The following is a 15,107-nucleotide window of genomic DNA, read 5'->3' as shown; positions in this document are numbered from 1 at the left end:
TCCCTTATTGTCAAACCGAATATAATCGAGGCGCCAATGACTGGGGCGTTACCTATGGCTGCGTCCTTGTATGAGCGTGTCCGGCGGGTGATCCCACCCGTTGAATGGCCCGCGTTCGCCGGCGATATTGAAGCCATCTTAGCGCTGAAGCGTGAGCGCAATGCGGTGGTGCTGGCGCACAATTACCAGACGCCCGAAATTTTTCATTGCGTGGCAGACATCGTCGGCGACAGCCTGGCGTTGGCCCACAAGGCGGTGACGGTCGACGCCGACATCATCGTGGTTGCCGGCGTTCATTTCATGGCCGAGACGGCAAAACTGCTCAATCCGAACAAGACCGTGCTCATCCCGGATCTCCGCGCCGGCTGCTCGCTGGCCGAATCGATCACGGCAAACGACGTGCGGCTAATGCGGCTGCGGTATCCGGGGGTCCCCGTTGTTACTTACGTCAACACTTCCGCCGCCGTAAAAGCGGAGTCCGACATCTGCTGCACGTCCGGCAACGCCAAGGCGGTGGTGGAATCGCTTGGCGTGGCGCGTGTGCTGATGCTCCCGGACGAATATCTGGCGAGGAACGTGGCAGCCGATACAGACGTCGAGATCATCGCCTGGAAAGGCCATTGCGAGGTGCATGAGCGCTTCACCGCAGCAGACATCCGGGAACTGCGCGATGCCCATCCAGGCGTCATCGTGCTGGCCCATCCAGAATGCCCACCAGACGTTGTCGCGGAGGCGGAGTTCTCCGGCTCGACCGCGGCGATGTCGGATTATGTCGAGCGTGAGAAACCGAAGCGTGTCGTCCTTCTGACCGAATGTTCGATGAGCGACAACGTCGCGGTCGCGCATCCCGACGTCGAGTTCGTTCGCCCATGCAATCTGTGCCCGCACATGAAGCGCATCAACCTGGCCAACATTCGCGCCGCACTCGAGCAGAACCGGCATGAGGTCCGGATTGATCCCGAAATTGCCGGCCCCGCCCGCCGCGCGGTCGAGCGCATGCTTTCCCTATGAGTCTGGAGGTTCGCGAAATCGCGGGGGCGCCGGTCGTCATCGGCGGCGGCATTGCCGGCCTGATGACGGCGCTTCATCTGGCGCCGGAACCGGTCGTGCTTTTGACCAACGCGCCGCTTGGAACCGGAGCCTGCAGTGAACTTGCCCAGGGCGGTCTTGCGGCAAGTCTCGGGGGCGACGACGGCCCAGATTTTCACCTTTGCGACACGATAGCTGCCGGCGACGGACTCTGCGATGAGGCCACGGTGCGGCGAGTGGTACGAGCTGCACCCGAAGCGATTAGGACGATCCAAAGGTTCGGCGTCGACTTCGACCAGCACCCTGACCGCGCGTTGCGACTTGGGCTCGAGGCGGCACACTCGCGACGGCGGATTGTGCATGCAGCCGGCGACGCCACCGGTCGCGAGTTGGTGCGCGCGCTCGTCGCCGCGGTTCGGCGTACAGCCTCGATCACCATTATCGAAAATGTGGAGGTCCGCCGGCTGGTCGTGCAGGACGGGTCGGTCATCGCCGTGGTCGCAGCAGGACGAGCCGGCGCGCTCGCTCTGCCCACGCGTCGCGCGGTGCTGGCGACCGGCGGCGTCGGCGGGCTGTTTTGCGACACGACAAACCCCGCTGGCTCATGGGGTCACGGGCTGGCGCTCGCCGCATGGGCGGGGGCGGAACTCGCCGACTTGGAATTCATACAGTTCCATCCAACTGCGCTCGACGGTCCGCGCCGGCCGATGCCGCTGGTGAGCGAAGCCGTGCGTGGCGAAGGCGCGGTGCTCATCGATGAGCGAGGAGAGCGCTTCCTCGCCGACACACCTGGCGGTGAACTTGCGCCTCGCGACGTCGTAGCGCGCGCCATTTGGCACCAGCTTGCCGTTGGACGCCGCGTATTCCTGGACGCACGGCAAAGTCTCGGCCCGAGATTTGGCAAGCGTTTTCCAGGCATCGCCGAATTGTGCCGGAGCGCAGGAATCGACCCAGCGACCGACCTGATCCCGGTGCGCCCGGCGGCACATTATCACATGGGCGGCGTCGCCGTAGACAGCGCCGGCCGCAGCTCCATCGAGGGATTGTGGGCCTGCGGTGAGGTGGCCTGTACCGGCCTGCACGGCGCCAACCGCCTGGCCAGCAACTCGCTCACCGAAGCGGCGGTCACCGCGAGCTGGGTTGCCGAAAGCGTTGCCGGCACGTCGTATACCCGGCGACCGCGCAGATGCTCCACATTCGTCCCTCCACGACCAGACGCTTCCGTGGTCCGCCCGATTGTCTCCGCCGCCCTGGGTATCATCCGCGACGGCGAGGCAATGCGCGAAGCGGTGGCGACCCTGCTGCCGATCGCAGCCAATAGTGTCGCTGCCTCTGGTCCGGCTTTGGTCTCACTGATGATCGCCGCGGCGGCCCTGAGGCGGGAAGAGAGTCGAGGCGCGCACTGTCGGTCCGATTTCCCGCTCCACGATGCCAACGTGCGCCCATCACGGCTGACACTGCACAGCGCAATGCGGGCCGCGGCCGCACTCGATTGCCGGGCTACCATACGGAGCACTTGATATGACTTCATTCTCCCCCCTCCCCGCGACCCTGATCGAACCGATTGTGCGCGTTGCGCTCCTCGAAGACCTGGGCAGATCCGGCGACCTGACCACCGATGCGGTTATCCCGTATGATTGCACTGCCACGTTGGTGCTCAAAGCGAGGCAGGCGGGCGTCGTTGCCGGGCTCGATCTGGTCTCGTATGCCTTCCTTCTCGTGGAACCGGCGATCAACATCCAGATCTGGCGCCCTGATGGCAGCGAGGTTGGGGCCGGGGAAACCATTGCAAGATTGTCCGGACCCGCACGAGGCCTGCTCACGGCCGAACGCACGGCCCTCAATTTCTTATGCCGGCTGAGCGGCATTGCCACTGCCACAGCGGCCATGGTTGAGGCCGTGCGCGGTCACAAGGCGAGGATTGTATCGACGCGAAAGACGACGCCCGGGCTGCGGGCATTGGAGAAATACGCCGTGCGCGTCGGCGGCGGTGCCAATCACCGGTTCGGCCTCGATGACGGCGTGCTCATAAAGGACAACCACATCGCGATCGCCGGCGATATGCGCACAGCAATAGAGCGGGCGCGCGCCGCAGCAGGGCATATGGTGAAGGTCGAGGTCGAGGTCGACACGCTGAAGCAGCTCGATGCAGCGCTCGCGATTGGTGTTGACGCGGTGCTGCTCGACAATATGTCGGTCGAGGATCTTGCCCGCGCGGTTTCTATAGTGGATGGCCGTACGATCACCGAGGCGTCCGGTCGGGTGATGCCGAAAACGGCGGCGGCGATTGCGGCGACCGGTGTCGATCTCATCTCCATGGGTTGGCTGACGCACAGCGCCCCGATCCTCGACATCGGCCTGGACATGCCGGACCACCAGAACATCTGCAAGCACTTGAACTGAGGATTACGGCGTGAGGAGCAACATCAGCTCGGCAGGCGTAGGAGGTGCTGGAAAGACGTGCCGCAGCTCGCCTTTAGCGAGTGCGCCCCAAAGCCAAGAAGGCGTACCGGACTAGCAAACAAAGGTTTGACGATGACGATTGGAATGAACTCGGAGTTCGACGTGAACCAGACCATGCAATCGGTCGACGGAACGCCTCCGCGATGGAACCGCAAAGAGGCCGAGGCCATCTACGGCATGCCATTCAACGATCTGCTGTTCCTGGCTCAGACGATCCACCGCCAGAACTTCGATCGAAACCGAGTGCAGCTGTCGCGGCTCCTTAGCATCAAGACCGGCGGGTGCCCCGAAGATTGCGGCTATTGCAGCCAGTCTGCGCATTACGAAACCGGTGTGAAGGCGTCGAAGCTGGTGGACGTCAAGCATGTCATCGACGAAGCGGCCAAGGCGCGTGATGGCGGCGCAACGCGCTATTGCATGGGCGCGGCGTGGCGAAGTCCCAAGGAGCGCGACATGGACGTTGTGGTCGCCATGATTGAGGGCGTCAAGGCCCTCGGCATGGAGACCTGCATGACGCTCGGCATGCTCGATCTTGAGCAAGCTGCTCGCCTGAAGCAGGCCGGTCTCGACTACTATAACCACAACATCGATACCTCTGAGCGCTACTATGGCGAGGTTATTTCAACCAGGACTTTTGCCGACCGGCTGAAAACGCTTGGGCACGTGCGCGCGGTTGGGATGAAAGTCTGCTGCGGCGGCATTGTCGGGATGGGAGAAGAAAAGACCGATCGCATCGACATGCTGGTCACGCTCGCGAACCTGCCCGAGCCGCCGGAAAGCGTGCCGATCAACATGCTTATTCCCATCGAAGGCACGCCGCTTGCCGCGGCCGACGCCATCGATCCGATCGATTTCGTCCGCATCGTTGCGCTCGCGCGGGTGATGATGCCGAAATCCTATGTAAGGCTGTCCGCCGGCAGGACGGCGATGAGCGACGAAACGCAGGCGCTGTGCTTCTTTGCCGGCGCCAATTCGATCTTTGTCGGCGACACGCTGCTGACGGCGGGAAATCCCGGCGAGGACAAGGATACCCTTCTGTTCCGGCGCCTCGGCATTGAGCCTATGGAACTCGCCACGCAATGAAGGAGGCAATTCTTGCCCGCTATGACGCAACCTTGCGGGGACTGGGGCGCAAGGACCGGTTGCGGACGCTCGCACCGCGCGCCGGGCTCGACTTCTCGTCGAACGACTATATCGGACTTGCCGCCTCCAAAAGACTGGGCGATGCGGTTTCGACGGCGATTGCGCGGGGCACGCCAGTGGGCGCCACCGGATCGCGGCTGTTGCGCGGCAATGCACCGGAACATGAGCAACTGGAGGCGGACGCAGCGGCATTTTTCGGAGCCGAGCGTGCACTGTTCTTCGGCAGCGGCTATATCGCCAACTTCGCTCTGCTGACGGCCCTGCCGCAGAAAGGCGACCTGCTGGTCCTCGACGAGCTCGCTCATGCCAGCATGCATGAGGGTGCCCAGGCCGGGCGCGCTGAGTTCAAGCTGGCCGCGCACAACGACGTCGACGCTGTCGAGGACGCAATCACCCGCTGGCGCGCCGAAGGCGGCATGGGGCGGGTGTGGATCGCCTTCGAAAGCCTTTACAGCATGGATGGCGACCGTGCGCCGATGGAGAGCCTGGTCGCGCTGGCTGATCGGTACCAGGCATTCATCGTCGTCGATGAAGCGCATGCCACCGGCGTCTGGGGACCGGACGGCCGGGGACTGGCCGCCGCGTATGAAGGCCGCGACAACATCGTCACGCTCCACACATGCGGCAAGGCGCTTGGCGCATCCGGCGCGCTCGTTACCGGACCGCGAACACTGTGCGACTATCTTATCAACCGGTGCCGGCCATTCATCTATGCGACCGCACCATCGCCGCTGATGGCAGTCGCGGCACGTGAGGCGCTGACTATTCTGTCTGACGAGCCTATGCGTCGTGCTCAGTTGCACGAGCGTGTCGCTTTCGCGAGCCGGCAATTGGCCGAACGCTGCGGCGTGATGCCCAGCGGCTCGCAGATCCAGCCGCTTGTGATCGGCGATAACAGCCGCACCATGGCGGTGGCGGCAGGACTGCAGGCACGCGGCTTCGACATACGCGGCATTCGCCCGCCGACAGTGCCTGAGGGTACGTCGCGCCTGCGCATTTCGCTGACTCTCAACGTCGACGAAGCCGACATTTCCGCCATGGTCGAGGCTCTCGTCGGAGTGTTGGCCACAGCATGACCAAACGCATCGTCGTCACCGGAACAGACACTGGAATTGGCAAGACAGTGTTTTCGGCCGGACTTGCCGGGCTGCTCGACGGCTTCTACTGGAAGCCGGTGCAATCGGGCCTCAACGAGGAGACCGACAGCGAGGTCGTCGCCCGGCTTTCCGGCTTGCCCGACGGACGCGTGCTGCCCGAAGTCTATCGACTGACGATGCCGCTGTCGCCGCATCGATCAGCCGAAATCGACGGCGTCGCGATCGAGGCCGACGATCTTTCATTTCCGGTCCTGCCGACACCGCTCGTCATCGAAGGCGCCGGCGGGCTGATGGTGCCGCTCAATCGACAGACAAGGTTCATTGACATATTCGAACAATGGCGGCTGCCGGTCATACTGTGCGCCCGCACCGCGCTTGGCACCATCAATCATACGCTGTTGTCGATCGAGGCCCTGAGAGCCCGCTCCATCCCGCTCATCGGCATTGCCTTCATTGGCGAAGAGGTGGCCGATACACAAAGGACAATCGTGGAATTCGGCGGCGTGCCGCAGCTGGGCAGGCTGCCGCACCTCGGTCCGCTGACGGGTGAAACGTTGAGAGATGCAATGATTTCCGGCTTCGACCTGGCCATGATTGCCGGAGGCGACTGATGGCGGAGTCTCGAGTCTGGCATCCGTTCACGCAGCACGCGCTAGAGCCCTCGCTCCCTGAAATCGTGCTGACTGAAGGCGCCTATCTCCACAAGGCCGACGGCTTCCGCATCCTCGATGCGATTTCTTCCTGGTGGGTCGTCACCCATGGCCATCGCCACCCCCGCATCATGAAGGCCATCGAGACGACCGCCTCGAGCCTCGACCAGATCATCTTCGCGGGCTTCACCCACGAGCCGGCCGAACGGCTGGCCGAGGCGCTTGTAGGCATCGCACCCGCCGGCCTCCACCGGGTGTTCTATTCCGACAGTGGCTCGACCTCAGTCGAAGTCGCGCTGAAGATGGCGCTCGGCTATTTCCGTAACATCGGCGCGTCGCGTTCGCGCATCGCCGTCATGGAGCACAGCTATCATGGCGACACCATCGGCACGATGAGCGTCGGCGCCCGTGGCGTCTTCAACGCCGCCTATGAGCCTTTGCTGTTCGAGGTCGACACCATCCCCTTCCCGGCCGCCGGGCGCGAGCAGGAAACGCTGGATCGGTTCGAGGCCGTTAGCCGCGACCGGCGCGCAGCCGCGCTGATCGTCGAGCCGCTGGTGCTTGGCGCCGGCGGCATGCTGATGTATCCGGCCTGGGTTCTTGCCGAATTGAAGAGGATCGCCGAAGCCTCCGGCACGCTCGTGATCGCCGATGAAGTGATGACCGGCTGGGGGCGCACCGGAACCATGTTTGCCTGCGAACAGGCGTCCGTCTCGCCCGACATCTTGTGCACCTCGAAAGGTCTGACCGGTGGTACCATCCCGCTGGCCGCCACGATCGCCACCGATGCCATCTTCCACGCTCACTTTTCGGAGGATCGCAAGAAGACGTTTTTCCATTCGAGCTCCTACACCGCCAATCCGATCGCCTGCGCGGCAGCACTTGCCAATGTCGAGATCTGGCGTGACGAGCCGGTGGCCGAGCGGATCGCGGTCTTGAGCGCGAGGCAGGCCGCGGGGCTGCAACGCTTCCGGGACAATCCATATTTCACCGACTGCCGGACAACCGGCACCATCGCGGCACTCGACCTACGCACCGGCTCAGCCGGTTATCTGGCCGAGATCGGGCCAAAACTGCGCGCTTTTTTCCTTGAGCGCGGCCTGTTGGTGCGCCCGCTCGGCAATGTCCTCTATCTTCTGCCGCCCTATTGCATCACCAGCGACGAATTGGACGGGCTCTATGACGCGATAGAGGAGGCCGGCGAACGCTTCGGCTCGCGGCCATGAACCTATCGTCGCGCGTTCTCGGCTTCGGCCATCATGCGCCGACGCGCAAGGTCGAGAACCCGGAAATCGAAGACCGGCTCGGGCTTGAGCCCGGCTGGATCGAGCGGCGCACCGGAATTCGCTCGCGCTTCTGGGCAACAGACGAAGACACGCTGTCGGGCCTTGCCGCCTCTGCCGGCGACATGGCGCTGACCAATGCCGGTATCGACCGCGGCGACGTCGGTCTACTCTTGCTCGCCACGTCGACGCCCGATCACCTTCTGCCGCCAAGCGCGCCGCTGGTCGCACATCGGCTGGGGCTAGGCCGCGCCGGAGCGATCGACCTGACCGGCGCCTGCGCCGGCTTCATCTATGCGCTGATGTTCGCCGACGGGTTCACCCGCCTGCACGGCAAAGCGAGCCTTGTCATCGCCGCCAACATCCTCAGCCACCGCATCAATTTGGCCGAGCGCGCCAGCGCCGTGCTGTTTGCCGATGCCGCCGGCGCCATGGTGATCAGTCCTTGCGATGACCCGGATCGAGGCATTCTCGGCGCTTCGGTGGATTCCGACGGCTCGCGCTACGGGCTAATCCAGATTCCCGCCGGGGGAAGCAACACTCCGTTCCATGCCGACCTCGACCTCGCGCAGACACGGATGACGATCACTGACGGCCGTGAAGTATTCAGCAAGGCCGTGGAGATGATGACCGCCTGCTCGAGAGATGCGCTCACTGCTGCCCGACTGAGGCCGCAAGACCTCGATCGTTTCGTGCCGCATCAGGCCAATGCGCGCATTTTCGACGCGGTCGGCAGGAACCTCGGCATCGCTGATCACTCGATCGTCAAGACGATCGCCGAATATGGCAACTCTTCCGCCGCGACGATCCCGCTCTCATTGTCGCTGGCCCATCGGGCGCAGCCGTTTCGGCCTGGCGAGAAAGTCCTCTTGGCGGCAGCGGGTGCGGGTCTCAGCGGCGGCGCGCTTGTGGTGGGAATTTAGCAAAGCAATGCTTGCGCACAGGACTGCTCATGAATGAGACTATGAGAATGGCTCAATACGCAAATAGTCGCCGGCAAGCTCCATAGAGCTGGGGTCCGTGCGGTGCTCCGCGATGTCTAAGTATCGACCCGCTTGCTCAAATCGCAGCGCTCATCGAAGGCCAGCAATACCTCATGCAGAGCGAAAATCCCCAACCGCCCGTTTCAAAGACGCTCGCCCCATTTCGAAACAAGGTGTTTCGCTCAATTTGGGCGGCCACCCAGATTTCCAGCCTCGGTTGGCTAGTGCAAACGGTCGCCATCAGTTGGCTTATGGCAACGATTTCAGCGTCCGACCTCATGGTGGCACTCGTCCAGGCCGCATCCACATTGCCGGTGTTCTTCCTCTCAGTTTTCGCCGGAGCCATTGCCGACAACTTCAGCCGCCGGTGGGTGATGTTTGCGGGACACTGCCTGATAGCATCGGCGTCGACGACGCTGATGATTTCTGTGGGTCTGGGATTTGTCAGTCCTTGGCTGATTCTCGGGTTAGGTTTCCTGGCCGGCTGCGGCTTTGCCTTGAATGATCCGGCTTGGCACGCTTCGGTCGGCGATATCCTTCACAAACGCGACATTCCGGCCGCAGTGACGCTTATGTCCGTCGGATACAACATTGTGCGCAGCGTTGGTCCAGCCTTGGGGGGCGTGATCCTGGCCGTCTTTGGGCCGCTGGCCGCTTTCGCCTTGGCTGCGGTGAGTGATCTGGCGCCCATAAGCGCGATATGGCGCACCAAATGGGAGGTCCGCTCTTCGCCTCTCCCTCGTGAGAGAATGACGACGGCAATTCATGACGGAGTGCGCTTTACGGCGATGTCTTTGGAGATCAGGGCAGCGACCGCCCGAGCCGCTCTTTTCGGGTTGGCAAGCATCTCCATTCTGGCGTTGCTCCCCCTCGTCGTCCGGGATCAGTTGAAGAGTGGGCCAATTGTCTACGGTATCTTATTGGCCGGCTTCGGCATGGGTGCTTTCATCGCGGGTATGGGCAACGGCTTCTTGAGGAAGGTCACGTCTCAAAACAGGCTGGTGGCCTTCGCCTCTGTGGCTTGTGCAGTCTGTTGCCTCTCCCTTGCCCTTACATCGTCGCTTCCTGTGGCGGCCATTTCGCTGGCGCTCGGCGGAGCGGGTTGGCTTATCACCTGGACGGGCATTGACGTGTCGGTGCAGTTGGCAAGCCCAAGGTGGGTTGTAGGCCGCACGCTCTCCATTTACTACGCCTTGAGCGCAGGCGGTATGGCTGCTGGCAGCTGGATCTGGGGTTCTGTCGCGCAAAACTATTCCTTGACCTCAGCATTGGAGGGCGCCGCAGGCGCTCTGTTGCTGGTTGCAGCAGCGGGGATCGTGTTGCCGGTCCGTCCCTGGGAAGAAACCGATCAAGAAAGTTCAGTTTTTCATCCGCCGGACGTGGCTCTCGATCTGAAACCCAGAAGTGGCCCTATCGTGGCCAAGGTCGAGTATTTGATATCGGAGGAAAATATCGAGGCCTTTCTGGGCTCCATGCGCACGCGGCGACACGTCCAGAGCCGTGCCGGTGCACGAAACTGGACGCTCCAGCGAAATCTGCAAACACCGTCACTTTGGACGGAGACATTCCGCACCCCCACCTGGATGGACTTTCTCCGCCTAAATCATCGACTCACCGCAGCAGATAAGGAAGTCGCCCAGCATCTCCTGTCACTGCATGAAGGAGAGGTGCCTCCGCAGACAGTGCTTTCGATTGAACGGACGACCGAGGCAATTCGTACCCGTACCTCGACAATCTTTTCTCGTCCTCCAAGATGACGCCATCAAGCTGCTGTCCAGGGACAGGGTGGATCACCGGTGCTTTGCAGAGCACAGCCTCACACCGAGAGCAGCGTGCTCCGGGTTGTGCGCTTTCGCGCGCACCCAGGCGAGATGATGGTGAACGCGGCGTCAAGTGGAAGTCCCCTGCATACGCTTGCGGAGTCTTCTGCGAGAGCCCATGCCGACGAGCGCCAAACAAGGTCTGATGCCTTTCGGCGTCGTGGCCTCAACTCATCGATTCGCGAGAAAAGCATCGAATGCAGCAGCAACGGCGCGAACAACAAAGCGGTGCTCCGGCCGCACGCGGATGAAGCCGTTTTCGACGTCCAGGATCCCCTCCTCAGCCAGCGTCACCAAACTCTCAACTGAATCGAGAAAACGAGCTGGTTCGATTTCGTGGGCGGCACAGATGGTCGGCACGTCGGCCTCCAAATCGCACATCAGTCGCTCGATGATCGCTGCGCGCACCCGGTCATCGTCGGTCAGACGGTGACCCTTTGATGTCGCCAGACGTCCACTTGCGATGTGCCGGGCGTAAGAATCCCGTGTTACTTCGTTCTGAACATACCCCTCGCGGACTCGGCCAATAGCCGACGCGCCGAAGCCGATCACGTTTTGCAAGTATCGGCCGAGTATCCCAGCGAATTACGCCGTAGGCGCCCGGTCTTCTGGCGCTAGCGCAAGTTCGTCGTCCGGCGGAGCGAAATGATCGAGCCCGATCTCCCGGTAGCCAGCGCCAACCAGTGTCTCGGCGACAGTTGCAGCCTGTTCGGCGCGAAGATCGCCGTCCGGTAGACCTGCCTGCTCGATTAGGCGCTGATTCTTTATCACGGAAGGAATATGCGCGTATCCGAACACCGCAAGCCGGTTGGGGCGCATGGCGACCGCAGCCATCGCGGTCTGGATGCAGGACTGCACAGTCTGTTTCGGTAGACCGAAGATGAGGTCGAAGTTGATATGGCCAACGCCATGCCGGCGGAGATTTTGGACTGCAGCGGCCGTCTGCACCTTACTCTGGATCCGATTGATCGCCTTTGCACATCGGGATCAAAGCTCTGCATCCGATGCTCGCGCGGTTGACACCGTTAGCTGCCAGGGCTTCGGCCATTTCCGGTGTGAACGTTCGGGGATCGATCTCCACGGCGATCGCAGCAGTTTTGCTGAAAGCGAAGTGGCGGCGTAGAAATTCCATCAGCGCCAAGTGCTCGGCTGGCCCGATAAGGTGAGGCGTTCCGCCGCCGAAATGCACATCGCTCACCGGCAGCCCTTGCCGCACTTGCTCCGACACCAAACTGATCTCCTGACGCAGCACCGCTAAATAATTAAGGATCGGGCCGTTGCGACGGATGACCGCGGTAGGGAAGCCGCAATACCAGCACATGGATCGGCAAAACGGAATGTGGAAATAGAGCGACACCGATTCGTCGGCCGGGAGGCCCCCCAGCCATTCCTCATAATCGTCAGCACCAACTGCCGCAGAGAAGTCTGGCACAGTCGGATAGATGGTATACCAAGGCGGCCGGGGGTCCCGGTACTTTGTCAGGATTGAGGTGTGCAAGGAGCTGTCATCCCACGTCGCTCATCCATCATTCTTTCGTTGCGCGCTCGTCCTGGTCTCTGACCTAAGTCAGTGCGTCCCGCTTATGTCGCAGTCTCGTTTGGACAGGATGGGGTCAACCACGCCGGGGAGCGCGCGTGCCATGGTTGCGCCTGAGGTGATGGTGCGGTGCCGCATTCAACGTCTGAGTACGTGACGCCAGTGCAGTGTGCTTGAGGCGTCTGCGGAAGAACTTTGCAATGCGAAATTCATGTCCGACGCAACGGACCTGTCAAGCCTCGTTCAGACGCCATCCAGGTCCAGCCAGCGGCCTTCCCTGCCGGCCGAAAAACCATACCGGCTTTAGCCACCGAGACGCTCTAAAGCTGACGTCGGCTCATTTGATGAAAGGAGGACGCCGCTAGGGGGTGCACAAGGTTCCCCGGCTTGACGTCGCTTCGAGCGAAGAGCGGTGTGGCTTGTCGTCAAGCGCCGGGCAGCGTGCCCCCTACCGATATCCCGAAAAGATCGACCAAGATGGCCATGCCGACGCCACACGCGGTCTGGATGAGGCCGACCATGAAAATGCGATTGGCGCGTTCGTAGATGGGGCGCCGCAAGGAACTCATGTCGAGCAGCATGGACAGCGCTCTCATCTGCAGTGCGATGCCGAGCAGGATCGGCACTACGGCGAACAGATCGTAGAGTTGCCATGGCAAGGGGTTCGCGGCCCAATGAGTGAGGAAGCCGAGGGAAAAGGCAAGCAGGATACCCACGGCAGTGATTGTGCCGTTGCGGAAAATGGTCTCGATCGGTTCTTCCTTCGGATCGTGCTCGTCCAAGCGGCTTCCTTTCGTTGCTCTTTCCGTCGAGACTAAGTTCTCGAGAATACTGTTCATCGCCAATTACTCGAGGCGAGCCGTAGGCAGCCGTTTCAGGGTGCGCTCCCTCTCGCTTCCGGCCGCGCAATGTACCTGCACGGCGAACTTACAGCGGCGAAAAGGTGCTGCGGCCACCATGCGACGCCTCGGACGTGCACGCCCTCTGTTCCTGGCGCAGCCCTTGCGGAGCGTACGCGCAGTGATCCTTCTCGGTAGCGGATGGCGCGGCCTCCGTTGCGGTCAGACGGGAAGCCGTCGCTGTTAAACGAGACTGTCACATATCGAACATGGCGAACCGTGTCGCACATTTCTTTTCGCAGTGACCCTCAAAAAAAGTGATTCCAGCGAGACGAAGGCGCGTCGGCCCGATTTTGGTGTCGGCCGCATCTACGCTTCAGGTTGGCATGTCGCTTGCTGCTCTATTCGGAGAGCTGCAGCGGTCCGACCGGAGTGTTTCACATGTAAACGATAATGAATCTCCTAGCAGAAAACACTATTATAAGTACATGTGGCTTTTACGCTGGCTCACCTCTCGTGTCAAGCGCTTTGGCGTCCACATATTGGAGACAACACGCACAAAATTTAGAGGAAAAGCTTGCTCTTTCGCCTCTATCCTTTTTATTCCTTCATGGAGATCTAGACATGTACATCAAGAGTCCTCTTCTCGGCTTAACTGCTCTGATGACCATTTCCGTCGGTCGAGCAGCTGGCGCCGAGCGGGAACCGGCCGAGTACATCAAGATCTGCGACGTCCTCGGCTCGGGATATTCCTATATTCCCAACACCGAGACCTGCCTGCGCATCGGCGGCTATGTCCGTTACGATATCGGCCTGGGTGACGTCCGATCGTATGACAGCGCAAGAACCTCGGACGTGAGAACTGGCGAGGACCAAGGCACTTGGCGAAACAGCACACGCTTCACGTTCAAAACTTGGACCGGCCAGCAGACCGAGCTCGGCGCGTTGACGACCTATACCGAAACCCAGGTGAATTTTGGCAACAGCGCTAACTCGCATGACAGTCCTCAGAACTATGATTTCAACAGCGGCCTCGCACTGGCTTCTGCCTGGGTCGAGCTGGGAGGCCTGCGAGTTGGCAAGGAGGGGTCGGCCTTCGATACGTTTGCAAGCTACGCTGGCAACGTTCTCGATAGTATGCTCGTTCCGTCGGCCGGCTTCGACACCAACGTGGCTCAGTACCACTTCGACGCCGGCAACGGCATTTCGACTGTGATTTCGCTCGAACAAGGATCGGGCTCAGCCGGTACTATCGACAGCTATATTCCGCACGTTGTCGCCGGCTTGAAATACACGCAAGGCTGGGGCTCGATCATCGGCGTCGCGGCTTATGACAGCAATTACGAAGCTTTTGCCGGCAAGATCCGCGTCGACGTCGCTGTCACAAACCAGCTGTCGCTGTTTGGACTCTTCGGCTACGGTTCCAATGCCAGTCTCAACGAGGACTCAAACGGCGCAATTGCCAATCATGGGCGCGGCTCGTACAAAATCTGGAACGGCCAGTGGGCTTTCTGGGCGGGCGCCACCTACGAGTTTGACGAGAAAACTTCGTTCAACCTTCAGGTCTCGGGTGATCAGCTCAAGGATGCTGGTGTGGCTGCAAACGTCGCCTACATGGTCGTTCCCGGCTTCACGGTCACAGCCGAGGTCGATTACGACCACTACGGCAACTCTGGCCTCGGCCCTGCCGAGCCTACCGCCGTCAAGGGCACGAGCAAGCCGAACAGCGTCGGCGGCATTCTCCGCTTACAAGGCTCATTTTGAAATCTCTCCAGTCGCGAGCATGGCAAAGGCACTTGCCTCGACAACGCACGCATGGAGAGCTTCGTTCGCCATCTTGAAGTCTGCATCGACCGTCCACGGCCCATCGTACCAACTAGAAACTGAAAGTTATGAGCCCTGTGTACTACACCTAGCCCTTGACCTGCCCGATGAACCGGCCAGGGGCCGTCAGTTCAAATTCGGGGCCGTTTAGAGGGCAGTGTGAGGCCGTGTTAGGTAAGCGCCACTGCAATGTCGAGGCCGCGACACGCCTGTCGCTTTGGACGGCTGGAATTGCCCTTCGCGGCGCCATTCATTCTCTCAACATTTACGTGATAATGCACGCTGAGTCCGAGCCGCGTGGCAGCACCCATCCTAGGTGTGAGCTTTCGAGAGGTTGTCCATTCGGACCGGACCGAGGAGACTGGAGTTACCACGCTTCAGCATCCATCGGAGGGTCCGAATGAACATCCACAAGAATGCCCGTCTCACACCGCTGCGT

Annotated in this window: 11 protein-coding genes and 1 pseudogene; 10 read left to right on the top strand and 2 right to left on the bottom strand. The window is 61.4% G+C overall.

Features of this window, described 5'->3' with window-relative positions:
* Window positions 1-36: 36 nt before the first annotated feature.
* The 9 genes from nadA (at window position 37) to EN943_RS15290 (ending at window position 10,405) form a co-directional block, all read left to right on the top strand.
* On the top strand, window positions 37-1,011 hold the full coding sequence (gene nadA, locus EN943_RS15330) for a quinolinate synthase NadA (protein WP_063169250.1): 975 nt from the start codon (window positions 37-39) through the stop codon (window positions 1,009-1,011).
* Complete coding sequence (locus EN943_RS15325) at window positions 1,008-2,549, top strand: L-aspartate oxidase (protein WP_063169251.1); 1,542 nt, start codon at window positions 1,008-1,010, stop codon at window positions 2,547-2,549. The genes nadA and EN943_RS15325 overlap by 4 nt, the downstream gene beginning before the upstream one ends.
* A gap of 1 nt (window position 2,550) precedes the next feature.
* A complete protein-coding gene (gene nadC / locus EN943_RS15320) occupies window positions 2,551-3,432 on the top strand; it encodes a carboxylating nicotinate-nucleotide diphosphorylase (protein WP_063169252.1) in 882 nt (293 codons plus the stop codon).
* Window positions 3,433-3,606: 174 nt separating this feature from the next.
* Entirely contained in the window at window positions 3,607-4,575 is a 969-nt protein-coding gene (bioB, locus tag EN943_RS15315) for a biotin synthase BioB (protein WP_224570943.1), read from the top strand.
* Entirely contained in the window at window positions 4,572-5,711 is a 1,140-nt protein-coding gene (locus tag EN943_RS15310) for an 8-amino-7-oxononanoate synthase (protein ID WP_024505572.1), read from the top strand. Before bioB ends, EN943_RS15310 begins: the two co-directional genes overlap by 4 nt.
* Window positions 5,708-6,343 (top strand): dethiobiotin synthase, encoded by a 636-nt coding sequence (gene bioD / locus EN943_RS15305; protein WP_063169254.1) that lies wholly within the window; start codon window positions 5,708-5,710, stop codon window positions 6,341-6,343. Before EN943_RS15310 ends, bioD begins: the two co-directional genes overlap by 4 nt.
* Window positions 6,343-7,608 carry an adenosylmethionine--8-amino-7-oxononanoate transaminase gene (locus EN943_RS15300; RefSeq protein WP_063169255.1) on the top strand — a complete coding sequence of 422 codons (1,266 nt, stop codon included), beginning with the start codon at window positions 6,343-6,345 and terminating at the stop codon, window positions 7,606-7,608. Before bioD ends, EN943_RS15300 begins: the two co-directional genes overlap by 1 nt.
* Window positions 7,605-8,588 (top strand): beta-ketoacyl-ACP synthase III, encoded by a 984-nt coding sequence (locus tag EN943_RS15295; protein WP_063169256.1) that lies wholly within the window; start codon window positions 7,605-7,607, stop codon window positions 8,586-8,588. The genes EN943_RS15300 and EN943_RS15295 overlap by 4 nt, the downstream gene beginning before the upstream one ends.
* 173 nt (window positions 8,589-8,761) lie before the next feature.
* Window positions 8,762-10,405 (top strand): MFS transporter, encoded by a 1,644-nt coding sequence (locus EN943_RS15290; RefSeq protein ID WP_063169257.1) that lies wholly within the window; start codon window positions 8,762-8,764, stop codon window positions 10,403-10,405.
* A 234-nt stretch (window positions 10,406-10,639) separates the two neighbouring features.
* Here the strand turns inward: EN943_RS15290 and hemN are convergent.
* Both hemN and EN943_RS15280 read right to left on the bottom strand, forming a co-directional pair.
* Window positions 10,640-11,966: pseudogene (gene hemN, locus EN943_RS15285) on the bottom strand (oxygen-independent coproporphyrinogen III oxidase).
* 464 nt (window positions 11,967-12,430) lie between these two features.
* Window positions 12,431-12,787, bottom strand: a complete 357-nt coding sequence (locus EN943_RS15280; protein WP_024505577.1) for a hypothetical protein — start codon at window positions 12,785-12,787, stop codon at window positions 12,431-12,433.
* Between the two features lie 681 nt (window positions 12,788-13,468).
* Between EN943_RS15280 and EN943_RS15275 the strand changes: the two genes are divergently transcribed.
* Window positions 13,469-14,608, top strand: a complete 1,140-nt coding sequence (locus EN943_RS15275) for a porin (protein WP_063169258.1) — start codon at window positions 13,469-13,471, stop codon at window positions 14,606-14,608.
* The last annotated feature ends 499 nt before the right edge of the window (window positions 14,609-15,107 follow it).

It is taken from the genome of Mesorhizobium sp. M7A.F.Ca.US.006.01.1.1 (genome assembly GCF_003997935.1).
In the GTDB taxonomy this organism is placed as follows: Bacteria; Pseudomonadota; Alphaproteobacteria; order Rhizobiales; family Rhizobiaceae; genus Mesorhizobium.
The sequence above is the reverse complement of the archived record's forward strand: the minus strand, read 5'-3'. Positions and strand labels throughout refer to the sequence as shown.